The organism is Burkholderia sp. BCC1999 (genome assembly GCF_905339975.1).
Classification (GTDB): domain Bacteria; phylum Pseudomonadota; class Gammaproteobacteria; order Burkholderiales; family Burkholderiaceae; genus Burkholderia.
Map to the genome: position 1 here is coordinate 112,964 of NZ_CAJPHP010000006.1, position 25,326 is coordinate 138,289.

Below are 25,326 nucleotides of genomic sequence, written 5' to 3' on the forward strand. Positions count from 1 at the left end.
CGGGAACGTGTCGGGCATCGACACGCCGCCCCATGCTATCCCTTCACGCACACCACCTGGCGTAGCGTGTGCACCACTTCGACGAGGCTGCGCTGGGCCGCCATCACCGCGTCGATGTCCTTGTAGGCCATCGGGATTTCGTCGACGACGCCCGCGTCCTTCCGGCATTCGACACCTTGCGTGGCTTGCGCCTGGTCGTCGGCCGTGAAGCGGCGCTTCGCTTCGGTGCGGCTCATCGTCCGGCCCGCGCCGTGGCTGCACGAGCAGAAGCTTTCCGGGTTGCCGAGCCCGCGCACGATGAAGCTCTTCGCGCCCATCGAGCCCGGAATGATCCCCAGTTGCCCCTTCTGCGCGGACACCGCGCCCTTGCGCGTCACGAGCACGTCTTCGCCGAAATGGCGTTCGCGTTGCACGTAGTTGTGGTGGCAGTTCACCGCGTGCTCGTCGACCGCGAACGGCTTCGCTATCACGCCGCGCGCCGCGGCGATCACCGCGTCCATCATCGCCTGCCGGTTGCGCCGCGCATAGTCCTGCGCCCATCCGACCGCTTCGACGTAGTCGTCGAAGTGCCGACTGCCTTCGGTGAAATACGCGAGGTTGCGATCCGGCAGGTTCGCGATGTGCTGACGCATGTCGGCCTGCGCGAGTTCGATGAACAGGCTGCCGATCGCATTGCCGACGCCGCGCGAGCCGCTGTGCAGCATGAACCACACGTGGTCCGCTTCGTCGATGCACACTTCGATGAAGTGATTGCCGGTGCCCAGCGTGCCGAGATGCGCGTAGTGGTTCGTCTTCTCCAGCTTCGGATACTTGTCGACGATCCGCTGGAAGCCCGGCAGCAGCGACTTCCACGATTCGGTCACGGCGGCCGGCGTGCGATCGCCCCACGCGCCCGGATCGCGACGGCCCGGCGCACGGCCGTGCGGGACCGCGCGCTCGATCGCGCCGCGCAGCCCCGCGAGCGAATCCGGCAGGTCGGACGCCGTCAGCGTCGTGCGTGCCGCCATCATCCCGCAGCCGATGTCGACGCCGACCGCGGCCGGGATGATCGCGCCCTTCGTCGGAATCACGCTGCCGATCGTCGAGCCCTTGCCGAGGTGGACGTCCGGCATCACCGCGATGTGGCTGAAGACGAACGGCATCTGCGCGGTGTTGCGCAGCTGCGCGCGCGCTTCGTCCTCGACGGCGACGCCTTGCGTCCACATCTTTACCGGCTTGCCGTTCGCCAGTTCCATCACCTGGTAACCCATGTCATTCATTTGCTTCACCATTCATTCCGTTGTCCGGCGCGGCACACGCGTGCCGCGCCGTGTCCTGCATTACGTGCCCTTGATGCTGACGAGTCCGTTGAGCACCTGGTCGAGACCGCCGAACACCGAGATGCGGTCGATCCGTTCCGCGACGCGCTCGAGCGTTTCCAGCTCCTTGAGCCGCAGCGCGGTCGGGTTTTCTTCCATCACCTTCGCGGTGTTCAGCAGCGAACGCGTGGCCGCCGTTTCCTCGCGGCGGCGAATCACGTTCGCCTGCGCGGATTTCTCCGCCTCGACCACCTGCGCGAGGATCGTCTTCATGTCGCCCGGCAGCACGATATCCTTCACGCCGACGCTGCGCACGTCCACGCCCGAATCGCCGAGACGGGCACGCACCTGCGCGATCACGACCTCGTCGATCGACTGCTTGTCCTCCAGCAGTTCATCGAGCGAGCGCGTGCCGACCGCCGAGCGCAGTGCGAACTGCAGCTCGCGATACAGGTGCTCGACCGGCCTCTGCAACTGGCCGAATGCACGCAGCACGTCTGCATAGCACCACGTCGCCGACAGGTTCAGCCGCAGCGCGACCTTGTCGCGCGTCAGGATTTCCTGTCCGCCGACTTCGATTGCCTGCAGGCGCAGGTCGACGAGTTCGACCGCGACGTCGCGGTTGAAGCGCCAGAACGCCGACGTACCCGCGTCCAGCAACCGCTCGATCTTGCCGTCGATCTTCAGCACGCCGACGTGGTACGCCGGCACCTGCGCCAGCAGCACGCCCGTCAGGCCCGCCACGCCGCGCGCCCGCAGCGCCGGTTGCGCGATGCGCTTCACGAGCGCGGCCGGCAACATGCTGTCCTGCGCGAGGTCGACGCGTTCGAGGCGGTGGGCGGTCAGGCCGCGCCAGTACAGCCGGCGCGTGCCCGGCGCCAGGATCTCGACGAGCACGTCGTCTTCATAGCGCAGGCCCGCTTCGTCGTCGGCGAGATCCATCGCGACGAAGTATCGCGCGAGCACGTCCGGTGCGTCGTGACGCAGGTAGTCGGCCAGCGCGGCGTCGGCGAGCGGCGCGTCGAGACGCGCGGTCTGCACCGACAGACGCTTGAACGGATCGAAGGCCTTGAACACGCCCGGTTCCAGCACCTTCACGAAATCGCCTTCGCTCATCAGCAGCGCGCGCTCGTTCTTTTTCACTACATGACGCTTCCACATATTTTTGTCCTTTTTTTCAACGGCCGCCGGGTGACGCGCATCGTGCGAATCGGGGTGCGACGCGATCGGGCGGGCGGCGCGCTGGCCGGCGTCGAAGCACACGGCGACGCATCCTGCATCGCGTCGTCGTGCGCATTCGCGCGGGCCGTGCGGCCGCCCGGCCGATCGCGCGGAACCTTGACCGGTCCGACGCGCGGCGGGCCTGTCGGCCCGCACCGGCGGGTACTGCTTTCATCACAAGACTGTCTTTACGGACAGTGTTCGAGCGGGATTTGAACCCGCCACCGGCCGGCTTTCGCCGGCTGCTCCACCTGGCTGAGCTTCCGAACAATGGGCGCTCCGGGATTCGAACCCGGACGAGGCATCCTGGCGCGCGCCCCTTTGCCTTCATCTGTCCATGGCGGCATGCGCTACCGCGACGAACGAGGTTCGGCGGCGGCGCACCAGCAGGGCTTGTTGAACCCTGACTCGCGGGCCAGCGGGACATCCGGCGTGTTCTATTTAGCGAGGAGCGTGCCAGTGGGCGTGTTTGCGCTCGGGATATTTTTTAATTCATTGAAAATAAAGGGATTTTGTTTGGTTTGCTTCATTGGGCGTCGGTGCACCCCGTCTCGCGTCATTGCTAAATTCCGATATAATCGGATCGTTTTTTATCCGATGAGATAAACATGCGAAAGACCGTTGCCATCGGTTTTCTCGGTATCGTGCTCGATCAGGGCGATCGCACGGCCCGGCGCTACCCGAAATGGCGGCCGACGATTTCGCTGTGCGAGCATCCCGGCCAGCCGATCGACCGGCTCGAACTGCTGTATCCGCAGGAGTACCTGCGTCTCGCGAGCCACGTGCGGGAGGATCTCGCGCAGCTGTCGCCGCATACCGACGTGCGGCTCACGCCGGTCTCGATCCACGATCCGTGGGATTTCGAGGAGGTCTACGCGACGCTGCACGACTTCGCACGCGCATATCCGTTCGACCTCGAGCACGAGGATTACCTGATCCACATCACGACCGGCACGCACGTCGCGCAGATCTGCTGGTTCCTGCTGGCGGAAGCGCGCTACCTGCCCGCACGGCTCGTGCAGACGGGGCCGCCGCAGCGGACCGACGAGGGCCCGAGCGGGCCGGGCACGATATCGGTGATCGATCTCGACCTGTCGCGCTACAACCGGATCGCGCAACGCTTCACGCGCGAGCGCGACGAAACGGTGTCGTTCCTGAAGGCCGGCATCGCCACGCGCAACGCGCGTTTCAATGCGCTGATCGAGCAACTGGAGCGCGTGGCCGTACGTTCGCGCGCGCCGATGCTGCTGGTCGGGCCGACGGGCGCCGGCAAGTCGTTTCTCGCGAAGCGCGTGTACGAGCTGAAGCGCGGCCGCCATCGGCTCGCGGGGCCGTTCATCGAGATCAACTGCGCGACGCTGCGCGGCGACGCGGCGATGTCGACGCTGTTCGGGCACGTGAAGGGCGCGTTCACGGGCGCGCAGACGGCGCGCGCGGGCCTGCTGCGCGCGGCGGACGGCGGGCTGCTGTTTCTCGACGAGATCGGCGAACTCGGGCTCGACGAGCAGGCGATGCTGCTGAAGGCGATCGAGGAGAAGCGTTTCCTGCCGGTCGGCGCGGACGTCGAGGCGACCAGCGATTTCGAGCTGATCGCGGGCACGCATCGCGACCTGCGGCAGATGGTGGCGGCCGGCACGTTCCGCGAGGATCTCTATGCGCGGATCAATCTGTGGACGTACGAACTGCCGGGGCTCGCCGAACGCCGCGAGGACATCGAGCCGAATCTCGAATTCGAACTCGATCGCTTCGGCCGCGAGCAGGGCGAGCAGGTGCGATTCAACGTGGAGGCGAAGCGGCGCTATCTTGCGTTCGCGGCGTCACCGCGCGCGGCGTGGGCCGGCAACTTCCGCGAACTGTCGGCGTCGGTCACGCGGATGGCGACGCTGGCCGATGCAGGGCGGATTACCGAGGCGCTTGCCGAGCAGGAAGTCGAGCGGCTGACGCGCACGTGGTCGTCGCCGGGCGGCGCGGGTGTGTCGGAATCGTGCGTCGACGCGGTGTTCGGTACGCGCGCGGCGGAACTCGACCTGTTCGACCGGGCGCAGCTCGAACGCGTGCTCGACGTGTGCCGCACCTCGGCGAGCCTGTCGGAAGCGGGGCGCACGCTGTTTGCAGTGTCGCGGCAGATCAAGAAGCAGCCGAACGATGCGGACCGGCTGCGCAAATATCTCGCGCGGTTCGGGCTCGATTGGGAGGCGGTGAGGCAGGCGCTCGACGGGGCATGACGAGCGCCGCGGCGCGGGCGGCGTGATCGGTCAGGCCGCCGCAGTCGCCGCGTCGTGAAACGGCGCCAGGAATCCCCAATCCGGGTGAGCCGCCGCGACATCCGCCAGCCCGTGCGCAAACGCACGCGCCGGCAGCCACGGATACCCGAGTGCCGCATGCAGCGCGTCGAGCTTCAGCGATTGCGGATCGTCGACCGTATCCATCCGCGCGATATGAATGTGCAGTGCGGCGATCCGCGCAACGTCGCGGCGGCGGTCATCTCCCGCGAACTGCCAGCGATACGTGCCATGCCCGATCCGCAGCGCGCCGCTGTCCTTCTGCCGCATCACGACGAGCCACGGCATGTTGCTGACGCCATGGTCGTCGACATCCGGTTCCGTACAGACGTAATAGGTGCGGCACCGCTCGAACCGCTCGCCGAATTCCTCGACCAGCGTACGCGCAATGGCGGCCGCACCCGTCACGCGCGGCGGAAAATCGATATCGTCGTTGGCGAGCGAAAAGCTCAGCTCGGCATCGGCCGCGAAGCAGTCGGCGATCAGTGCGGGCCGGTTCAGGTCTTTCGCGCGCAGATAGCATTCGAGCAGCGCGCGAACCGTCGCGGGATGAAGCGGGAAGGGCATGGTCGAACCTCCAGTGGCGGAAAATCGGGCCGCATGCGGGCCGCCGGACCTGGCCGGGGGTGCATGTGCCTTTGCCGTATAATTTCGTTTCAAAGCTAAATTCGCATGACTGCACGGAGCGTCGACGTCATGGCCAAGCAGCAAGAGGAGTCCGTTCTGACCATTACCAACCCGGCCTGCCTGATCGACGGCACGGACACGGAATTCCGTCACCTGATCAACGGGCTGTTGCCGTTCGCGGCGCGCCTGCTGTCGGTGCGCGACGGTTTCGGCTCGATCGCCGGGCTGACCGGCATCCAGTATTCGTTGCTCGTGTCGGTCGCGCACCTGTCTCACGACGACGTCGTGACCGTCAACCGCCTGGCCGATCACCTGCACCTGAGCGGCGCGTTCGTGACGATCGAAACCGGCAAGCTCAAGAAGCTCGGCCTGATCGACAAGCGAGCGGACCCGGACGACAAGCGCAAGATGCGGCTCACGGTCACGTCGGCCGGCACGAAGCTGCTTAAGGCGCTGGCGCCCACCCAGCAGCGGATCAACAACGTGCTGTTCGAGGGCGTGACCAAGACCGAATTCAAGGTGATGTGCTCGGTGATCGACCGCCTCGTCACCAACGGCGACCGCGCGACGCTCGATCTCGCGCACATGATCGCGCGCCAGGAAAAAAGCTGACGCACGCCGGCCGTGGGCCGGCGTGGCGCCTCGGCCACGCTCAGTGCGCGGCCCATTCGATCGTGTTCAGGTCGACTCCTTCCAGATGCATGTCCCACAACGGGCTCAGCGCGCGCAGCTTGCCGACCGTGTCGCGCACCTGTGCGATCACGCTGTCGACTTCGGCTTCGGTCGTGAAGCGGCCGAGCGTGAAGCGGATCGAGCTGTGCGCGAGTTCGTCGCTGCGGCCGAGCGCACGCAGCACGTAAGACGGCTCCAGCGACGCCGACGTACACGCGGAGCCTGACGATACCGCCACGCCCTTGATCCCCATGATCAGCGATTCGCCTTCGACGAAGTTGAAGCTGACGTTCAGGTTGTGCGGAATCCGCCGCGTCAGGTCGCCGTTCACGTAAACCTCGTCGAGCGTCGACAGCCCGGCCAGCAGCCGGTCGCGCAATGCGCCGACGCGGCGGCTTTCTTCTCCCATCTCTTCCTTCGCAAGCCGAAACGCTTCGCCCATCCCGACGATCTGGTGCGTCGGCAGCGTGCCCGAGCGCATCCCGCGCTCGTGGCCGCCGCCGTGCATCTGTGCTTCGATGCGCACGCGCGGCTTGCGGCGCACGTACAGCGCGCCGATCCCCTTCGGGCCGTACACCTTGTGCGCGGTCACCGTCAGCAGGTCGACATTCAGCGCATTGACGTCCACCGGAATCTTGCCGGCCGCCTGCACGGCGTCGCAGTGGAACACGATGCCGCGCGCGCGACACAGCGCGCCGATCTCGGCAACCGGCTGGATCACGCCCGTTTCATTGTTCGCGAGCATCACCGACACCAGGATCGTGTCGCCGCGCAGCGCCTGCCGCAGCGCATCGAGATCGACGAGGCCGTCTTCCCGCACGTCGAGGTACGTGACGTCGAAGCCCTGCCGTTCGAGTTCGCGGCACGTATCGAGCACGGCCTTGTGCTCGGTCTTCACCGTGACGAGATGCTTGCCGCGGCCCTGGTAGAAGTGCGCGGCACCCTTGATCGCGAGGTTGTTGCCTTCGGTCGCGCCGGATGTCCACACGATTTCGCGCGGGTCCGCGCCCAGCAGTGCGGCGACGTGCGCGCGCGCTTCCTCGACGGCCTGCTCGGCATCCCAGCCGTAGCTGTGGCTGCGTGAAGCGGGGTTGCCGAACCGCTCGTGCAGGAACGGCACCATTTTGTCGACCACGCGCGGATCGACGGGTGTCGTCGCGCTGTAGTCCATGTAGATCGGACGAGATGACATCGAAAGGGCTCCGGAAAGCGGGTCTCTCGCGGGTCGCGAAAGCCGGGGAATACGGTTGCCGCAGTGTACGTGGACATTCACGGGCGCCGCGCAACATCCATCACGCCAGTAGGGTTGTCTTTCAAACAAAGCTTTCAAGATCAGGGTTTACGACAGCTTGAACCCGCCTTTGTGTTTGCATTTAATAAAAGCTAAATAACAAAGCTAAATAACGGTGCTTTGTTGGGCCGGATTCCACGGCGGGATCCGGCGATGCAACCCATGGAGGACGAGATGAGCGAGAACCATGCCGGAGCCGGCGCGGGCGCTGACGAGCAGCGGCGCTTTCGCAGTGCGTTGTCGATGTTCGCGACGGGTGTCGCGGTGATTACCGCGCCGCGCAAGGAGGGGATGCCGGTCGGCATCACGGTCGCGTCGTTCAATTCGGTGTCGCTGGATCCGCCGCTGATCCTGTTCTCGGTCGATCGCCGCAGCCTGAGCCTCGGCGACCTGGCCGGCGCGCGCGGCTACGCGGTCAACGTGCTCGACGAGACGCAGCAGCACCTGTCGAACTGCTTTGCGAAAGCGAACGGCGACAAATGGGGCTGGCGCGCCGGTGCGCCGGACGACGACGGCGCGGTGCTGCTGCCCGACGCACTCGCGACGTTCGAATGCGAACCCTATGCGCAGTACGACGGCGGCGACCACGTGATCTTCGTCGGCCGCGTGACGCGGCACCGCGCGCGCTCGGAAGGGCGCCCGCTGATCTTCTTCGGCGGTCGCTACCGCGCGCTCGACGGCGCGCACGCGCCGTCCGTGTGAACGCAACCCACGATTCATTCCACCCAGGAGGACATCATGATCAAGAACGGGACTCAGCACATCGCGTCGCTGCGCGACGGCCGGCAGGTTTACCTGAACGGCCAGCCGGTCGGCGACGTGACCGCGCATGCGGCATTCCGCAATTCGATTCGCAGCTACGCGAGCCTGTACGACTACCAGGCGCGCGACGAGAACGTCGAGAAGATGACGTTCGTGTCGCCCGACACGGGCAACCGTGTGAGCCGGATCTGGCAACTCCCGACATCCTATGACGAACTGCTCGAACGCCGTACCGCGCTGGAGGCATGGTCGGAGCTGCATTACGGCTTCATGGGCCGTTCGCCCGACCACGTTGCGTCGTGCCTGTCGGGCATGTATATGGGCGCCGACGTGTTCGAGCAATACGATCCGGCCCGTGCAGGCGCGCTGCGCGACTACTACCGTTACGCACGCGACAACGACCTGTTCCTGACCTACGTGATCGTGAATCCGCAGGCGAACCAGTCGAAGAGCGCACACGAGCAGGAAGACAAGTACCTCGCGGTCGGCATCGTCGATCAGGATGCCGAAGGCATCACGGTGCGCGGCGCGAAGATGCTCGCGACGAGCGGAATCATGGCGAACGAGGTGTTCTGCAGCTGCATCCAGCCGCTGCGCGAAGGCGACGAGATGTACGCGCTATCGTTTGCGGTGCCGATGAACGCGAAGGGCATGAAGATCATGTCGCGCAAGTCGTACGAGGAAAACGCGACGTCGGTGTTCGACAACCCGCTGTCGAGCCGCTTCGACGAGAACGACGCGGTGCTGTACTTCGACGACGTGAAGGTGCCGTGGGAACGGATCTTCGTCGCCGGCAATACGGCGATGTGCGCGAAGCAGTTTCACGCGACGCCTGCCCACGTGTACCAGAACTATCAATGCCAGGTGCGCCTGATGACGAAGCTGCGCTTCCTGGTCGGGCTTGGCTTGAAGATCTCCGAGGTCAACGGAACGAACACGTTCCCGCAGGTGCGCGAGACGCTGGGCCAGCTCGCGGCCGAAGCGTCGATGGTCGAGGCGTGGGTCTACGGGATGGAGGCGAAGGGCACGGTCGTCAACGGCTTCTACGTGCCTGACCGCAACATGCTGTACGGCTCGCAGGTCGTCACGCAGCAGCTGTATTCGAAGGTGCTCAACACGCTGCGCGAGCTCGCCGGCGGCGGAATGATCATGCTGCCGTCCAGCGTGCGCGATTTCGAGAACCCCGACCTGCTGCGCATCATCGAGAAGACGCAGAAGTCGCCGGTGTGCTCGTCCGAGGAGCGCGTGAAGTTCTTCAAGCTCGCGTGGGATGCGGTCGGCTCCGAATTTGCGTCGCGCCACAACCAGTACGAACTGTTCTATGCGGGTGCGTCGTTCGTCACGAAGGGGCATGCGTACCGCACGTACGACTGGCAGCGCGCGTCGCATCTCGTCGATTCGATGCTCGGCAGCTATTCGCTGAACCAGGAACTGTCGACGCCGCGCGCCGCTTGACGCGTCCGGTTGCGTCCAACTTCACCCGCTATCGCATTCAGGAGAGACAGATGGCCATCAACAAGCTTCACGACGAATTCCATGCGCTGGACATGCAGCGCGACTGGCAACTGCCGGAAGGCTATGACCCCGCATCCGGCGCGCAGGAGCTGATCCTGTCCGGCGCGCTCGATACCGAGCGCAAGCGCGGCAGCCGCACGCGCCTGCTGCGCCTGCCGGCCGGGCTGCATACGAAGAAGCCGTTCGTGCACGACTACTGGGAAGAAGTGTTTCTGGTCGAAGGCGACCTGACCGTCGGCAACGACGAGCACGGCGACGGCGGCACGCCGTTCAACGGCTACACGTACGCGGTGCGTCCGCCCGGTGCATGGCACGGCCCGTTCAAGTCGAACGGCGGCTGCGTGCTGCTGGAGATCCACTACTACGACCCGGCATAAGCGCGGCCATTCACGACACATCGTGGGCAGCGCCGTATCGTGCTCTGCCTGCCACGAGGAGCATTCGATGAAAACCATTACGTTCGCGATCGACGGTCGCGACGGCCGCACCGAGCGTGCGATCGCGATCGACACGCTCGTGATCGCGGGCTGGACCGGACGCGACACGGTCGCCATGGAGAAGCACATCCGCGAGCTGGAGGAACTGGGCGTCAAGCGTCCGGCGACGACACCGGTGTTCTACCGCGTCGCGGCCGATCGCCTCGATCCGTCACCCGCGATCCAGGTGTCGGGCGGGCAGAGCAGCGGCGAAGCGGAATTCGTGCTGGTGCGCGACGGCGGCGAGACATTCGTCGGCATCGCGTCCGATCACACCGACCGCGAAGTCGAGACGTACGGGATCACCGTCTCGAAGCAGATGTGCGGCAAGCCGTGCGCGAGCACGCTGTGGAAGTTCGACGACGTGGCCGGGCACTGGGATCAGCTCGTGCTGCGCGCGTACGCGACGATCGACGGCGAGCGCGTGCTGTACCAGGAAGGCAAGGTGACCGCGATGCGCGCACCGGACGACCTGATCGCACAGTTCGCGCACGATGACGGCCGCTTCGTCGACGGCACCGCGATGCTGTGCGGTACGCTTGCGGCGATCGGCGGCATCCGGCCGGCCGAGCGCTTCGAGGTCGAGCTGGAAGATCCGGTGCTGGGCCGCACGATTCGCCATGCGTATGCGGTCGACGCGCTGCCCATTGCGGGCTGACGTCGTCGACGCTCGCGCACTCAAGTGCACTCAAGCGCGGCAGATCGCGATGATCTCCGCGCTGGCCGCTTCATCGAATGGCGCATGCTGCCAGTCGCCGTACCAGTCGGCCGACGCGAATCCGGCTGCCGCCACGCGTGCCTGCAATTCGGGTTGCGCGATGAAACGCAGCCGGCTCGTATTCGTCAGCGCCGTATCGTCGCGGTGGAAGCGGTAGTACGTGTCGAACGTCACGATCGCGCGATCGACCGCACGCACGGCGTGATGGAGATCGACGCTGCCGAAGTCGCGCGATTCGACGCGGCGTGCCGAATGCGTGGGTGTCCACGCGCGCCACGGCTCGATGCGTGGGTTGCGGGTGTCGAACAGGAAGCGGCCGCCATCGGCGAGTACGCGTCGCACGCCGTGCAGCACGCCATCGATTTCGTCATCGGTCAGCAGGCACTGGAACGCATGCCCGGTCATCACGACCGAATCGAACGGCGCGTCGGGCGGCAGGCTGCCGAGTTCGCACGCGAACCAGCGCACGGTGTCGGCGCGCGGCTGGCGTCGAGCGTATTCGATCATTGCGGGCGCCGGATCGATCGCGACGACGTCATGCCCGGCTGCCGCGAGCCGGCGCGCGAACGTGCCGGTGCCGCAGCCGAGATCGAGGATGCGTTGCGGCGAGGTGCCGATCACGGATGCGTAGAACGCGAAATCCCGATCGCCTGCGTTGAACAGGTCGTAGAGTGCGACAAGGCGTGGGTCGGTGTAGAGGCGATCCGGGTCGGCAGGCGTCATGCGGCCGCGCGTATCAGCGCTGCTGCACGGCCACGCGCAGCCCGAGTGCGATGAAGATCGAACCGATGATCTTGCCCTGCCAGCGCGTGAGCCACGTGAGCCGTTTCACGATGCGGCCGAGCGGGCGGATCGAGCACGCGATCAGCGTCGTGTAGAGCGAGCTGAGCACGACGAAGATCAGCCCGAGTACCGCGAACTGCACGAACGTCGAGCCGCGCTCCGGATGCACGAATTGCGGCATGAACGCGAGAAAGAACAGCGCGGTCTTCGGATTCAGCACTTCGGCGGGAATGGCCTGCAGGTACGCCTTGAGCGGCGTGACGGGCGACACTTGCGGCAGCGACGGATCGGACGCCTTCTCCAGCAGCGCACGCACGCCGAGATAGATCAGGTACGCGGCGCCGACCAGTTTCACGACATTGAACGCGAGCGCCGACGTCATCAGCAGCGCGGACAGCCCGACGGCCGCGAACAGCGTGTGCACGAAGTCGCCGCTCGCGACGCCGAGGCCGGTCAGGATGCCGGTCTTGCGCCCGCCCTGCACGGTGCGGCTCAGCACGAGCAGCACGGCGGGGCCGGGGATCAGGAACAGGCCCAGAACGACGGCCGTGAAGGTGGTCAGCGTGGTCAGGTCGAACATGGCGGCTCCGGCAGGTTGGCGCAGCGGCGGGGATCGGGGCATTGTATTCGGTTCGGCGCACGGCCGCTGACGCGCCGTTGAACGACCCGGCCGCACGGGCGCCTTTCTGGTATAAGCACGAAAGGACGCGCAGCAGGGCGTCCGGCTTCTTCCACCGCCCATCGTTTCATGCGCGAGCTTCCACCGACCACCGATCCCGCCGCGGACGCCGACGTCTATCACGTGCCGCGTCCGCTCGTCGTGTTCGGCGGCTCGGTCGTCGAGCCCGAATGGCGGCTGGAGCGGCACAGTCATCGCCAGGCGCAGTTGCTCTACACGCTGAGCGGCGTCGTCTATTGCGAGATCGACGGCGGCGTGTGGAGCGCGCCGCCGCAATGCACGGTATGGATTCCCGGCGACGTTCCGCACGCCGCGCGCGGCTCGGCCGGTGCGACCTTCTATGCGGTGCTGGTCGAACCCGACGCCGCGCTCGACCTGCCTGCACGCTGCTGCACGCTGTCCGTGTCGCCGCTGCTGCGCGAGCTGCTGCTGAAAGCCGCGAGTTTCCCGAACCTGTACGACGTCGACGGGCCGCAAGGGCGGCTGATGGCGACGCTGCTCGACGAACTCGTTGCAGCGCCGGTCGAGGACCTGTACCTGCCGATGCCGACCGACCGCCGGCTGCGCAAGCTGATCGACCATCTGCTCGACGATCCGGCCGACAAGTCGCCGCTGCCCGAACTCGCGCGGCGCGCGGGCGTCAGCGAGCGCAGCCTCACACGGCTCGCGACGAAGGAGCTCGGAATGAGCCTCGGCGACTGGCGCCGGCGGCTGCACGTCGCGCTGTCGCTGCGGATGCTGACGACCGGCCGCCGCGTGCACCAGATCGCGATCGACCTCGGCTACGAGAGCGCGAGCAGCTTCGTGACGATGTTCCGCAAGGCGACCGGCAAGTCGCCGACGCAATTCCTGACCGACCGGCAGCGCTGAACGACCGGGCCGCACTGGCGTTCACGCACGTTTGGCCGGAATGAAAAAGCAGTTGGCCGGGATGAGAAATGACGTGTTTGGCCTCGATCCATAAAATGAGAATCGTTCTCATCTGGAGGTCGACATGCAAATCACCACGACTGAATTTCCGTTTGTCTGGCTGCGTTACAGCGGTTCGACGCACCTCGAACCGACCCAACTGATCGCCGAGCTCGATGCGCTGCTGGCGCGCGGCGAACGCTTCGTTCTTCTGACCGACGATGCGCCGTCCGGAGACGATCGCGGCGACACCGATCACGAGATGCGCAAGCAGCTCGCGAAGTGGAGCAAGGCCAACCGCGCGCAGTCGCGCGAATGGATCCCCGCGATGATCGCGATCGAGCCCGATGCGGCACGGCGTGTCGCGCTCGATGCATTTTCTGGCACGTTCGAGAAGGTCTGGGGCTATCCACTGCACGCGGCGGCGACCCGCGACGACGCGCTGGCGCTCGCGCAGCGGCTGCTTGCGGAACCCGCGCGCAGCATGGCGGCGGCGAACGCCTGAATCGGCCGCCGCGCGAGCCGCGCGGCTCTCGTCGACAACGACACACATGCACGGCGCGCATGCGCGCCGCGGCGTGTCGCAACCACGCAGGGGTGACCGGTGGACAATCCGATCCGCGCGATGCGCATCTTTACGCGCATCGTCGAAATGAAGAGCTTTACACGCGCGGCGCTGGCGCTCGGCATCTCGCGCGCCACCGCGACGCGGACCGTGCAGGAACTCGAAGCGGCGCTCGGCACGCCGCTGCTGGTGCGCACGACGCGCGCGCTGCGGGCGACGTCCGAAGGCGACGCGTATTACCGACGCTGCGTGAGCATCACGGCGGACGTCGACGAGCTCGAAGCCAGCATTCGCGGCGCCGCGCGGCACCCGAGCGGGCCGCTGCGCGTCGAGGTGCCGGCGTCGGTGGCCGGCGCGATCGTGCTGCCGGCGCTCGACGCGTTTCATGCACGGCATCCCGATCTCGTACTGATGCTGGGCGTGGCCGGGCGCGCGGGCGATCGCGACGCCGACGCGATCGACTGCCGTATCCGGCTGGGTGCGCTGCCCGATTCGTCGCTCGTCGCGCGCCGGCTCGGCACGCTCGAGCGCGTGACGTGTGCGAGCCCCGCGTATCTCGACCGCTTTGGCGTTCCGCGCACGCTCGACGCGCTGACGGCCCACCGCGCGGTCAGCGGCACGCCGGTGTCCGGCCAGCGCACGGCCGAACTCGATTTCGTCGCGGACGACGTCGTGCGCAAGATCCGGCTCGACAGCATCGTCAGCGTGGACGACGAGCAGGCGTATCTGGCCTGCGGCGTGCATGGCCTCGGGCTGATCCAGCCGACGCGCATCGCCGCGCAGCCGCTGATCGATGCGGGGCGGTTGCGGGAAGTGCTGCCGCGCTGGCGGCCCGAGGCGGCTGCCGTGTCGGCGGTCTATGTGAAGCGCCCGCATGTGTCGCCCGGCGTGCGTGCATTCGTCGACTGGATCGCGGAGCGTTTCGCGCAGGCCGCGCACGAACACGAAGGGATGGCGGCGGCGGGGGCGGCAGGGTGGCGGCCGGTGCCGGAGGCAATCGCCACCTGCGATCGCGATAGCAGGCTGGCCGAACTGGCGTGACGGCATGACGCAGCCTGATGTGAATTCAGGCGTCCGCGAGGTGGAACGCCCCAGCCATGCGCTCCTGTTCGCGGGTGGTAACGACGATGCGCAGAAGATCTGCGCAATTAGCGTCGGGTCCGGACAATCATGGCAAGTCGGTTGCGCACTGATGTAATTATTTTGGTGATTCAGTGGGATTTTCGCCAAAATAATAGCTTCTTCGATATGGCGCCGCCTACGCCGCCTTCAACCGCCCCAGCTCTTCCGCCAGGAAATCGACGAACGCGCGAATCCGCGTGGACATCTGGTGACGCTGCGCATACACCGCGTAGATATCGGCGCTCGGCGTCTCGTGATCGGGCAGCACGACGACCAGCCGCCCGTCGGCGAGATAGTCGCGCAGGTCCCACTCCGCGCGCATCAGGATCCCGTGTCCGTCGAGCGCCCACTTCACCGCGATCTCGCCGTCGTTCGTCGTCAGGTTGCCGTTGATCCGCACGGCTTCCGTGTGGCGCGCCGCGCCGCGGCCGCTCGTCAGGCGCCAGACGCCGTACCCTTCGTCGCCTTGCCGGATGCCGATGCAGTTGTGCCGCGCGAGGTCGTGCGGCGTGCCGGGCGTGCCGTGCCGCGCGAGATAGGCGGGCGCCGCGCACAGCAGCCGGCGGTTCGGCGCGAGCCGCCGCGCGACGACGCGCGTGTCGGGCGGCTCGCCGAAGCGGATGCACACGTCGAATGCATCGTCGGTGAGCGGCGGCGGCATCACCGACAGCTGCAACTGCACCGACACTTCCGGGTAGCGCGCGACGAAGCGCGAGATCGCGGGGCCGATGTGGCTGCGCCCGAACCCGAGCGTCGCGTTCACGCGCAGCAGCCCTTTCGGCCGCTGCTTCGCGCTGCCGAGCAGTTCGCCGAGTTCGCCCATCTGGTCGAGGATCCGGCGCGCGTAGTCGAGATACACGTCGCCTTCGGGTGTCAGCATCATCCGCCGCGTCGTGCGGTTGACGAGCGTCACGCCCGCGCGCCGCTCCATCTGCGTGAGCCGCTTGCTGACGGCCGCCGCGGTCAGCCCGAGTTCGCGCGCGGCCGCGCTCAGGCTGCCCGACGCGGCCAGCGTCGAGAAGAAGCCGAGATCGGCCGGCTGGACGGTATCCGCCATGACGGGATTTGTGAATTGAAGTTAAAGATGCTTTGAGTATAGCCCCGGTTTCTGCACTTCTGGTTCGGTAAAGTGCGTTCACACTCACGATCAATCGAGGATGTCCGCATGAAGACCTACCGTATCGCAACGATTCCCGGCGACGGCATCGGCAAGGAAGTGGTGCCGGCCGGCAAGCAGGTGCTGGAAGCGCTGGCCCGCGGCAGCGACCGCTTTGCCTTCGAGTTCGAGGATTTCGACTGGGGCGCCGATTACTACCGCGAGCACGGCGCGATGATGCCGGCCGACGGTCTCGACGCGCTGCGCGGCAAGGACGCGATCCTGTTCGGCTCGGCGGGCGATCCCGACGTGCCCGACCACGTGACGCTGTGGGGGCTGCGCCTGAAGATCTGCCAGGGCTTCGACCAGTACGCGAACGTGCGCCCGACGCGCATCCTGCCGGGCATCGACGCGCCGCTGAAGCGCTGCGGGCCGGACGACCTGAACTGGGTGATCGTCCGCGAGAACTCCGAAGGCGAATACGCGGGCGTCGGCGGCCGCGTGCACCAGGGCCATCCGATCGAGGCCGCGACCGACGTGTCGATTCTCACGCGCGCCGGCGTCGAGCGCATCATGCGCTTCGCGTTCCGGCTCGCGCAGTCGCGCCCCCGCAAGCTGCTGACCGTGATCACGAAGAGCAACGCGCAGCGGCACGCGATGGTGATGTGGGACGAGATCGCGAAGCAGATCGCGCAGGAATTCCCCGACGTGACGTGGGACAAGGAGCTAGTCGATGCAGCGACCGCGCGCATGGTCAACCGGCCGGCGTCGCTCGACACGATCGTCGCGACCAACCTGCACGCGGACATCCTCAGCGATCTCGCCGCCGCGCTGGCTGGCAGCCTCGGCATCGCGCCGACCGGCAACATCGATCCCGAGCGTCGCTACCCGTCGATGTTCGAGCCGATCCACGGTTCCGCGTTCGACATCATGGGCAAGGGGCTCGCGAATCCGGTCGGCACGTTCTGGTCGGTCGTGATGCTGCTCGAACATCTCGGCGAAACGGACGCCGCCGCGCGCGTGATGCAGGCGATCGAGGCCGTGACGGCCGACCCGTCGCTGCATACGCGCGATCTCGGCGGCAGTGCGACGACCGCGCAGGTGACGGCGGCCGTGTGCGAGCGCGTCGCGCACGCGGCGGTCGCGGCCTGACGAACGGGCTGGCGGCGCGCCTGCGCAAGTAGCAGGCGCGCGCCGTCCGCTTATCGCCCCGGATTTTCCTGCCCGGGACTCGCGCATCCGACGCGAGCCGGGCGCCGGCCGTCGCCCGCTTCATCCCGGCGCCGCCGAACATTCACAGACAGAGCACGGCTCGACCTCGAAGGAGGAGACACATGCAAGCGGATCTGGAAACCCGCGTCGCGCGGAAACTGATGTGGCGCATCATTCCGTTCGTGATGCTGCTTTACTTCGTCAGCTTTCTCGATCGCGTCAACGTCGGCTTCGCCGCGATGACGATGAACAAGGCGATCGGCCTGTCGCCGACCGCGTTCGGGTTCGGCGGCGGCCTGTTCTTCATCGGCTACTTTCTGTTCGAAGTGCCGTCCAACCTGATCCTCCATCGTGTCGGTGCGCGCATCTGGATCGCACGCGTGATGATCACGTGGGGGATCGTGTCGGCCGTGTCCGCATTCGCGGCCGGGCCGACGAGCTTCTACGTGCTGCGCTTCCTGCTCGGCATGGCCGAAGCCGGTTTCTTCCCCGGCATCATCCTGTACCTGAGCCTGTGGTTCCCCGCGAAGCAGCGCGCGGTGGCCGCCGCATGGTTCATGGCGGCCGCGCCGATCTCGACCGCGATCGGTTCGCCGCTGTCGGGCGCGATCATGCAGATGCCGCCGATGTTCGGGCTCGCCGACTGGCAGATGCTGTACATCGTCGAAGCGCTGCCGGCGGTCGTGCTCGGCTTCGTGGTGCTGAAGTGCCTGACCGATTCGCCGTCGAAGGCCGCATGGCTGCGCGCCGACGAGCGCGACTGGCTGATCGCGAAGCTGAAGGCCGAAGCCGACGCGCGGCATACGCACGCCGGGCACACGGCCGGCGCGTGGCAGGCGCTGCGCGATCCGCGCGTGCTGGCGCTCGCGCTGATCTACTTCGGCACGTCGGCGGGGTTGTACACGCTCGGGCTGTGGGCGCCGCTGATGGTCAGGCAGTTCGGCTTCACCGCGTTGCAGACGGGCTTGCTGACCGGCATCCCCAGCATCGCCGCCGTCGTCGCGATGATCGTGTGGGCGCGGCATTCGGATCGCACCGGCGAGCGCACGTGGCACGTCGTGATTCCGTGCGTGCTCGCGTGCATCGGCTTCGTGTTCGCGGGGCAGGCGAGCACCGCGCTGCTGACCGTGCTCGCGCTGGTCGTCGTCAACATCGGGATCAGCGCCGCGAAGGCGCCGCTGTGGGCGATGCCGAGCGCGTTCCTGTCGGGGGCCGGTGCGGCGGCGGGCATCGCGATGATCAACTCGATCGGCAATCTCGGCGGGTTCGTCGGGCCGTTCGCGATCGGCTGGCTGAAGCACGCGACGGGCGGGTATGCGGCGGGGCTGTACGTGGTGGCTGGCACGCTCGCGGTGTCGGCGATCGTCACGCTGATGCTGAGCCGCAAGAGCGCGCGGGAAGCGGTCGTGCCGGGCGTGCGGCATCACTCGTAAGCGGGGCATGCGCGCGGAAAAACCGGGCGGGTGCGCGTTGCATGCCCGCCCGGCTTCGTGCGTCGTGACGCGCGAGCCTCTTCAGCTGTGCGTGAGCGTCAGCGCATAGAACTTCACGACGGTGCCGGGCGTCGTGAGCGGCGTGCCGGACACGGCCGTCTGGTCGTAGTCGCCCGCCTTGAAGTAGAAGCTCTCGCCGTCGAAGCTCGAATCCATCGTGAAAGTCTTGGTCGTGCCGTTCGCGGTGACGGTGATCGTCGTGCCGCTCAGGCTCAGCGCATAGCTGAACGTCTTGCCGACGCCGACCGTCGTGATCGGCGTGGTCGTCGACTTGCCGCCCTGGTTGGTGCTTTCGAGCAGCAGCTGCACGACGCCGCCGGACGTGAACTGCAACTCGCACAGCGGTTTGCTCGGGCCGGTGCCCTGGAAGATCTGGCCGATCGTCGTGTGATCGGGCACTTGCGTGACGGCAACCGTCGCATTCAGCCGGTTGGTGCCGGACGTCGGCCAGATCGCGTTCTCGCGTAGTTCCGTGCGCGGATGCAGCGAGCCGGACGTCGTCCAGCCCTGCGTCGGGTCCATCATCACCATTGAGCCATCGCTGCCGTCCGTGTAGAAATACGTCGGGTTCACGTAGCCGCCCGCGAGCGACGAGCCGCTCACGGTGGTGACGTTGCCGGACGAGCCGGTCGGCAACTGCAGCGTGAACGGCGCAAGGTTGAAGTTCGAGCCGGGCGGATTCGACGGGCTGAGCGCCATGACGGTGGCCTGCTGGCGCGCGGCGGCGGCCGGGCTGGCCGGGTCGTCACCGCCGCAGGCGGACAGGAACGCAACGGACAGGACAGCGGCGACGCACGGGATGATCCGGTTCTTCATGATGTCTCTCTCTCTCTCTGATGGTCCGTGGCTGGGCGCCACGTTGTGGATAACGTTTTCCTTTTTTGGCATGAGATCGCCGCGAAGGCGGTCGGCAGCCGGTAGAAAGCACTCCAAAATACAGAAAGCAGGTAAGGCGCGGGCACGACTGGGGAAACTGGACGTTTAAAGCGGGGAATGCTGAAATTCTTGCAGCTTGCAATCGGCTTTCCGGGTGGTTTGGTCAGCCGATCGGGGACGATGCTAGCAAGAAGCCTTGGAAGAGTAAACGTTTTCCTTCGTCAAAAGATGAAGCCGGTTGCCGCCGAGCCGCAGCGCGCGTAATCCGCGTTTCGGTACCGAGGCGGGCGTGCCGGCGCGGGCGTTACAACGCCGCCGCAGCAACGTGCTGCGCGATGCGCGCCGCACAGGCATCGGGCGTCGCGCCCGACGTATCCAGCACCATTTGGCTGAACGGCCGCGACGCATAGCCTTCGCGGTACATCTCGGCGATCCGGTTGCGCTCCCAGTCCGTCAATGCGCGCGAGCCGCGATTCGACGCGGCAATCGCCTCGGGCGGCGCAAGCGTGACGACGAACAACCGCGCGTCACGCCCGTCGCAGGCCGCGCGCAGCCGTTCGTGTTCCGCTTCGCCGATCGGATAGGCGATCACCAGATGGCGTTCGCGCGCGGTCGCGATCTGCGTGACGAGGCGTTCGAGCGCGATCGCCCACTGCACGTCGAACGGCGCATCGTCAGGGGCATCGTGATCGTCGCCGTCGATGAAGCGCGCGTTGGGCAGCACGCGCGCGAGTGCGAGGCCGATCGTCGTCTTGCCGCTGTTGATCGGGCCGTTCAGGTGGATAACGGTAAGGGTGGTCATGAGCCGAGGCGGAGAATCGAACGACTCGCAGCTTGCCATGACGGGCGCGGCGATGCATCGCCGTGGGTGTGCCACGCGACGTGATATGAATATGCAGGGAAAGCGGAAAGGCAGGGAGAGGGAGCGGCAGGCTGCGTGCGCGATGATGTGCCGCACATGCAGCCTGCCCGACCGTGCCGCATGCAGCGATGCGGCACGGCGTCGAGCGAAACGACTTACTTGTCGTCGCCCTTGATCTGCGGCAGCGCCGTGTTTTCGCCCGGCGTCAGCAGCCCGACTTGCGAGTACACGCGCAGCTTGTCGCGCGTATCGGTGATGTCGAGGTTGCGCATCGTCAACTGGCCGATCCGGTCGCGCGGCGAGAACGTCGATGCAACCTTCTCCATCGACAGGCGTTCCGGCTGGTACGTGAGGTTCGGCGACTTCGTGCTCAGGATCGAGTAGTCGTTGCCGCGGCGCAGTTCGATCTTCACTTCGCCGGTGATCGCGCGCGCGACCCAGCGCTGGGCCGTTTCACGCAGCATGATCGCCTGCGGGTCGAACCAGCGGCCCTGGTACAGCAGGCGGCCGAGGCGGCGGCCGTTCTCGCGGTACTGCTCGATCGTGTCTTCGTTGTGGATGCCGGTGACGAGACGTTCGTACGCGATGTACAGCAGCGCGAGGCCCGGGGCTTCGTAGATGCCGCGGCTCTTCGCCTCGATGATCCGGTTTTCGATCTGGTCGCTCATGCCGAGGCCGTGGCGGCCGCCGATGCGGTTCGCTTCCAGCAGCAGCTCGACCGGATCGGTGAACTCGACGCCGTTCAGCGCGACCGGCTGGCCGGCTTCGAAGCGCACCGTCACTTCTTCCGCGGCGATCTTCACGTCGTCGCGCCAGAACGCGACACCCATGATCGGGTTCACGATCTTGATGCCGCTTTCGAGGCTTTCGAGATCCTTCGCTTCGTGCGTCGCGCCGAGCAGGTTCGAGTCGGTCGAATAGGCCTTCTCGGCCGACATCTTGTACGCGAAGCCCGCCTGGTTCATGAATTCGGACATTTCGGCGCGGCCGCCGAGCTCGTCGATGAACGTCTGGTCGAGCCACGGCTTGTAGATCTTCAGATCCGGGTTCACGAGCAGGCCGTAGCGGTAGAAGCGCTCGATGTCGTTGCCCTTGTACGTGCTGCCGTCGCCCCAGATGTTGACGCCGTCTTCCTTCATCGCGGCGACGAGCATCGTGCCCGTCACGGCGCGGCCGATCGGCGTCGTGTTGAAGTACGTGACGCCGGCCGTCGTGATGTGGAACGCGCCGCTTTGCAGCGCCGCGATGCCTTCGGCGACGAGCTGCGCACGGCAGTCGATCAGGCGGGCGCCGGCTGCGCCGTATTCGATCGCGCGTTTCGGGATCGCGTCGTAATCGTCTTCGTCGGGCTGGCCGAGGTTCGCCGTGTATGCGTACGGGACGGCGCCCTTGAGTTTCATCCAGTGCAGCGCTGCGCTGGTGTCCAGGCCGCCGGAGAAGGCGATACCGACCTTCTGGCCGGTCGGGAGGCTTTCGAGAATCGTGCTCATAGGAATAACCGTGGATTGAAGCCGGTGGGATCGTATTTCGCGGAATATGCGAGTATCGGCTGTCCGGGAAGTTGGGGCAAGGGCTGATTTTCGCGCGAAATCGTCGTCCGGCCCGTCGGGCGGGCCTGGCGGGCGGTTAACCAGGCGGAGAACGTGGTGCCGAAAGGCGCGAAATCGCGGCCGAAACGGGCTCGGGCGAGTGCGGTTGCGGCCGAACTCGCGGGGCCGGATCGGCCGAAAGGCACGGCAACAGCCGCCAGGGTGCCGGTCGATCGCAAAGAAAGGAATATGAAAGACTGGCGCTCGAAACCCGGAACCCGTCAGCCCCTCAGATATTCCACGCCTGTGCGGTATCCAGCAGCTTCTCGCGCAACTGATCGACTTCGCCGGCCAGCTTGGCCGTGATCGACACGTAGCCGGACAGCTGCGGCGGCGGCGCGTCGTGCGGCGGCTCGGCCGGGCGACGGCGCGGCGCGAGCCGGCTCGGCGTGCCGAACTTGAGCGCGCGGCTTGCGCCGACCAGTGTGTCGCGGATACGCCGGTTCACGGGCTTCATTTCGACGCGCACGTATTCGCGGGCCGTCACGTCGTCGCGGGCCGGCACCGCGCTCGACAGGATCTCCAGATAGCCGATGCACAGGCGCAGGCTGCGCTGGATCGCCTCGAGCTGCGTCATCGACGTCTCGCATTCCTTCGACACCGACGGCATCAGCGAACGCAACTGCACGAGCAGTGCGCTCAGCGCGGCCATTTCCTTCAGGTGCGCGTCGTCGCTGACCTGGCGGTCGCCCGCGAGCCGTGCGTGCACGGCCGCGCACGCACGCAGCGCGTCGGCGAGCTTGTAGCGCCACGAGTAGGTCGCATAGAGCGGCAGCGCGAACGAGAACGCCAGCGCGATCGCGATGCCGGTCAGCACGTTCACCGCGCGCCACAGGCCGTCGACGATCTCGTTGTCGCCGTGCCCGGCGACGATCACCATCGTGATCGCCGACAGCAGCGCGATGTAGCCGGCCTTGCCGATCGCGTGATACGCGCAGAAGCCGCACGCGACGGCCATCAGCAGGTAGATCGCGACGGGCGCATGCGACACGGAATACAGCACGATCAGCCCGAGCCCCGCGAGCGCGCCGATCGACGTGCCGAGCGCGCGCTCGGCCGCCTTCTTGCGGATGTTGCCGTGATGCTGCAGCCCGCCGACGACGATCAGCACGGTGATCGTCGACCACTCGCCGTGCGGCACGTGCAGGCCGGTGGACAGCGCGATCGACACGAGAATCGCGAGCGCGACGCGCGCCGCATGGATCAGCTTCGCGTGCCGGTAGCGGCGGTACGGGTCGAGCAGCGGGCGGAGCGCATTGCGCAGCAGGGGCGGCAGCCGGGTAGGGAGCGGGGTGGTCATGACGGAGCGGGGGTGGCCGGAACGCGCACGGCGGCGTGCGCGGGCTGGCGCCGCGCCGCTTGCGCAGCAGACGTCACGCTAACCGAACACGCGCGGGCTGTCCACGGCGCGGGCGCCGCGCCCGGTCGCGACGCGTCACGCGTCGGCCGTGGTCGGCGGCGCTTCCAGCACGCGGTTGCGGCCGCCTGACTTCGCGCGGTACAGCGCTTCGTCGGCGCGCCTGAGTAGCGTCGCGGCGTTCATCCGGCCGTCGGCGGTGGTTGCCGTACCGATACTGGCCGTGACGCACCCGTACGGGCTCTTCACGTGCTCGATGCCGAGCTCCGCGATCGCGTGCCGGATGCCTTCGGCGACCGTGGCCGCGCCTCGCGCGTCGGTATCGGGCAGCGTGACGACGAATTCCTCGCCGCCGTAGCGCGCGACATGGTCGCTGTTGCGGCGCAGGCAGCCCGAGGCGGATTGCGCGACGCGGCGCAGCACGTCGTCGCCCGCCGGGTGGCCGTAGAAGTCGTTGAATGCCTTGAAGTGATCGACGTCGACGAACAGCACGGACAGCGGCCGGCCGCTGCGCGCCGCGCGCTGCGTCTCTTTCGCGAGCACCGTGTCGAACGTGCCGCGGTTGTCGAGGCCCGTCAGCGAATCGGTGTGGGCGAGCCGGTACAGCTTCGACTCGGCGACCTGCCGCCGCTTTAGTTCGCGCGACAGCGCGAGCGATCCCCACGCGATGAATCCGGTGAACAGGCACATCAGCACGACGGTCCAGACCGCGCGGTGGTGCCACGACGCGTAGATGTCGATCTCGGCCGGCGCGACGTCGACCACCAGCGGCAGGCCGGCGAGATGCTTGTAGACATAGATGCGCCGGACGCCGTCGATCGCGCCGGTACCGGTCAGCTCGCCGTTGCGGCTGCGCTGCGACTCGATGAACAGCGGCGAGTCGCGCAGGTCGAGGCCGACCACACGCGTGTCGTACGGCAGGCGCGACACAAGCGTGCCGTTGTCCTCGACGATCGCCGCGCTGCCGTGCCGGCCGACCGCGAGGCCGTCGAGCAGCGCGCGGAAGTAGTCGACGCTGAGCGTACCGACGACGATGCCGCCGAAACTGCCGTCGGAAAGGGTGATCCGGCGGCTGAGCGCGATCGTCAGTGCGCCGCCGCGCAGCCGGGAAGCGTAGGGCCGGCTGATGTAGAGGGCCTGCGCGAGCCGGTCGCGATGCACGGCGAAATAGTCGCGGTCGGCGAAATTGCCTTGCCGGGGAGGCGACGCACTCGAATCGATCACGATATTGCCGTGCGGGTCCATCACGAAAATCGAGCCGAGATACTCGCCGGTCGCGGCGCGGTCGAACAGCAGCCGGTGGCGCTGGCGCGGCGGCAATGTCATCAGTTCGGGATCGGTGACGCCGTCGACGACGTTTTGCAGCGACAAATCGTAGAGCTCGATATTGCGCGCGATATCGCGTTCGATCAGCAGCATCAGGTTGCGTGCATTTTCGACCGCATGGTCATACGCGTCGCGCCGTGCCTCGATTAATAGCGACGTGGAAAGTCCCCAACTGAACATCAGCAGCAGGATGCCCGCAACGAGCACGCCGCGGGGCGACAGAATGCGTGCCACGATCGACGCGGTATGGCGGCGCAGCGTGGCGGGCAGCGGGAGTGACTTCATCCTCGGGAGTGGCGGGGCGGCGGATATTCGCGTGGCTGGCGATTCCGCGCGCTGATTATTTCGAATTAATCGACATTATCTCGCGAATTTCTGATTTTCGCGTGCGCATGCAAAACATGCATGCGGAAACGGTGATTCGAAACTGTTACGCATCATTACCGCATCGCACGAGGGCGATTTGATTTGAATCAATTATCAGTTCCGGTCGTTTTTGTCTGATTAATAGCGAGAGGGCCGGTCGATTTTGCATATCCGCGCGGTATTTGGCGGATCGCGACAGGGTTGCCTGCATTCAGACTGGAACGGAAAA

General features: G+C 66.6%; 23 protein-coding genes and 1 tRNA gene. 11 read left to right on the forward strand and 13 right to left on the reverse strand.

All coding sequences use genetic code 11. The annotated features are described in order from the left end of the window. Positions 1-35 precede the first annotated feature (35 nt). From U5809_RS10330 to U5809_RS10340, 3 genes are all read right to left on the reverse strand, one after another. A complete protein-coding gene (locus U5809_RS10330) occupies positions 36-1,259 on the reverse strand; it encodes an RtcB family protein (RefSeq protein WP_322086425.1) in 1,224 nt (407 codons plus the stop codon). A gap of 60 nt (positions 1,260-1,319) precedes the next feature. Further along, entirely contained in the window at positions 1,320-2,459 is a 1,140-nt protein-coding gene (locus U5809_RS10335; protein WP_322086426.1) for a slipin family protein, read from the reverse strand. Positions 2,460-2,716: 257 nt separating this feature from the next. After that, a tRNA-Phe gene (locus U5809_RS10340) sits at positions 2,717-2,789 on the reverse strand. A 338-nt stretch (positions 2,790-3,127) separates the two neighbouring features. Here U5809_RS10340 and rtcR point away from each other — a divergent pair. Continuing rightward, a complete protein-coding gene (gene rtcR / locus U5809_RS10345; protein WP_322086427.1) occupies positions 3,128-4,744 on the forward strand; it encodes an RNA repair transcriptional activator RtcR in 1,617 nt (538 codons plus the stop codon). A gap of 30 nt (positions 4,745-4,774) precedes the next feature. Here the strand turns inward: rtcR and U5809_RS10350 are convergent, their stop codons facing one another. Then, on the reverse strand, positions 4,775-5,368 hold the full coding sequence (locus U5809_RS10350; RefSeq protein ID WP_322086428.1) for a nuclear transport factor 2 family protein: 594 nt from the start codon (positions 5,366-5,368) through the stop codon (positions 4,775-4,777). A gap of 129 nt (positions 5,369-5,497) precedes the next feature. Here U5809_RS10350 and U5809_RS10355 point away from each other — a divergent pair, with 129 nt between their 5' ends. Beyond that, positions 5,498-6,040: a MarR family winged helix-turn-helix transcriptional regulator gene (locus tag U5809_RS10355; protein WP_176046152.1), complete on the forward strand. Its 543-nt coding sequence runs from the start codon at positions 5,498-5,500 to the stop codon at positions 6,038-6,040. Between the two features lie 40 nt (positions 6,041-6,080). On the opposite strand, the gene U5809_RS10360 is transcribed toward U5809_RS10355, so the two are convergent. After that, positions 6,081-7,292: an IscS subfamily cysteine desulfurase gene (locus U5809_RS10360; RefSeq protein WP_322086429.1), complete on the reverse strand. Its 1,212-nt coding sequence runs from the start codon at positions 7,290-7,292 to the stop codon at positions 6,081-6,083. A gap of 273 nt (positions 7,293-7,565) precedes the next feature. Between U5809_RS10360 and U5809_RS10365 the strand changes: the two genes are divergently transcribed. The 4 genes from U5809_RS10365 (at position 7,566) to U5809_RS10380 (ending at position 10,802) form a co-directional block, all read left to right on the forward strand. Beyond that, on the forward strand, positions 7,566-8,093 hold the full coding sequence (locus U5809_RS10365) for a flavin reductase family protein (RefSeq protein ID WP_322086430.1): 528 nt from the start codon (positions 7,566-7,568) through the stop codon (positions 8,091-8,093). Between the two features lie 36 nt (positions 8,094-8,129). Beyond that, on the forward strand, positions 8,130-9,608 hold the full coding sequence (locus U5809_RS10370; protein WP_282507549.1) for a 4-hydroxyphenylacetate 3-hydroxylase family protein: 1,479 nt from the start codon (positions 8,130-8,132) through the stop codon (positions 9,606-9,608). A gap of 50 nt (positions 9,609-9,658) precedes the next feature. Further along, entirely contained in the window at positions 9,659-10,045 is a 387-nt protein-coding gene (locus U5809_RS10375; RefSeq protein ID WP_322086431.1) for a cupin, read from the forward strand. A gap of 67 nt (positions 10,046-10,112) precedes the next feature. Further along, entirely contained in the window at positions 10,113-10,802 is a 690-nt protein-coding gene (locus U5809_RS10380) for a DUF2848 domain-containing protein (protein WP_322086432.1), read from the forward strand. A 30-nt stretch (positions 10,803-10,832) separates the two neighbouring features. Here U5809_RS10380 and U5809_RS10385 read toward each other — a convergent pair whose 3' ends face one another. After that, positions 10,833-11,585, reverse strand: coding sequence for a class I SAM-dependent methyltransferase (locus U5809_RS10385; protein WP_322086433.1), 753 nt, complete (start codon positions 11,583-11,585; stop codon positions 10,833-10,835). 13 nt (positions 11,586-11,598) lie between these two features. Continuing rightward, entirely contained in the window at positions 11,599-12,225 is a 627-nt protein-coding gene (locus U5809_RS10390; RefSeq protein WP_059237464.1) for a LysE family translocator, read from the reverse strand. 168 nt (positions 12,226-12,393) lie between these two features. Between U5809_RS10390 and U5809_RS10395 the strand changes: the two genes are divergently transcribed. From U5809_RS10395 to U5809_RS10405, 3 genes are all read left to right on the forward strand, one after another. Continuing rightward, positions 12,394-13,194, forward strand: coding sequence for an AraC family transcriptional regulator (locus U5809_RS10395; RefSeq protein WP_176046144.1), 801 nt, complete (start codon positions 12,394-12,396; stop codon positions 13,192-13,194). 124 nt (positions 13,195-13,318) lie between these two features. Next, positions 13,319-13,738: an ATP--cob(I)alamin adenosyltransferase gene (locus U5809_RS10400; RefSeq protein WP_322086434.1), complete on the forward strand. Its 420-nt coding sequence runs from the start codon at positions 13,319-13,321 to the stop codon at positions 13,736-13,738. 99 nt (positions 13,739-13,837) lie between these two features. After that, positions 13,838-14,839 carry a LysR family transcriptional regulator gene (locus U5809_RS10405; RefSeq protein ID WP_322086435.1) on the forward strand — a complete coding sequence of 334 codons (1,002 nt, stop codon included), beginning with the start codon at positions 13,838-13,840 and terminating at the stop codon, positions 14,837-14,839. A gap of 217 nt (positions 14,840-15,056) precedes the next feature. Here the strand turns inward: U5809_RS10405 and U5809_RS10410 are convergent, their stop codons facing one another. Continuing rightward, entirely contained in the window at positions 15,057-15,977 is a 921-nt protein-coding gene (locus tag U5809_RS10410) for a LysR substrate-binding domain-containing protein (RefSeq protein WP_322086436.1), read from the reverse strand. A gap of 108 nt (positions 15,978-16,085) precedes the next feature. On the opposite strand from U5809_RS10410, the gene U5809_RS10415 reads away from it, so the two are divergent. After that, entirely contained in the window at positions 16,086-17,168 is a 1,083-nt protein-coding gene (locus tag U5809_RS10415; RefSeq protein WP_322086437.1) for a tartrate dehydrogenase, read from the forward strand. A 182-nt stretch (positions 17,169-17,350) separates the two neighbouring features. Next, positions 17,351-18,661 (forward strand): MFS transporter, encoded by a 1,311-nt coding sequence (locus U5809_RS10420; RefSeq protein ID WP_322086438.1) that lies wholly within the window; start codon positions 17,351-17,353, stop codon positions 18,659-18,661. Positions 18,662-18,742: 81 nt separating this feature from the next. On the opposite strand, the gene U5809_RS10425 is transcribed toward U5809_RS10420, so the two are convergent. The 5 genes from U5809_RS10425 to U5809_RS10445 all read right to left on the reverse strand — a co-directional run bounded on the left by U5809_RS10425 (position 18,743) and on the right by U5809_RS10445 (position 25,016). After that, positions 18,743-19,537 carry a polysaccharide lyase family 7 protein gene (locus tag U5809_RS10425; RefSeq protein ID WP_176046137.1) on the reverse strand — a complete coding sequence of 265 codons (795 nt, stop codon included), beginning with the start codon at positions 19,535-19,537 and terminating at the stop codon, positions 18,743-18,745. 364 nt (positions 19,538-19,901) lie between these two features. Beyond that, positions 19,902-20,399 (reverse strand): shikimate kinase, encoded by a 498-nt coding sequence (locus tag U5809_RS10430; RefSeq protein WP_322086439.1) that lies wholly within the window; start codon positions 20,397-20,399, stop codon positions 19,902-19,904. 215 nt (positions 20,400-20,614) lie between these two features. Next, the gene (gene argG, locus U5809_RS10435; RefSeq protein WP_176046135.1) at positions 20,615-21,949 is read right to left on the reverse strand and encodes an argininosuccinate synthase; all 1,335 of its coding nucleotides are present in this window, start codon (positions 21,947-21,949) and stop codon (positions 20,615-20,617) included. Between the two features lie 328 nt (positions 21,950-22,277). Beyond that, positions 22,278-23,348, reverse strand: coding sequence for an FUSC family protein (locus U5809_RS10440; protein WP_322086440.1), 1,071 nt, complete (start codon positions 23,346-23,348; stop codon positions 22,278-22,280). Between the two features lie 135 nt (positions 23,349-23,483). After that, positions 23,484-25,016 carry a sensor domain-containing diguanylate cyclase gene (locus tag U5809_RS10445; protein WP_322086441.1) on the reverse strand — a complete coding sequence of 511 codons (1,533 nt, stop codon included), beginning with the start codon at positions 25,014-25,016 and terminating at the stop codon, positions 23,484-23,486. Between the last annotated feature and the right edge of the window lie 310 nt (positions 25,017-25,326).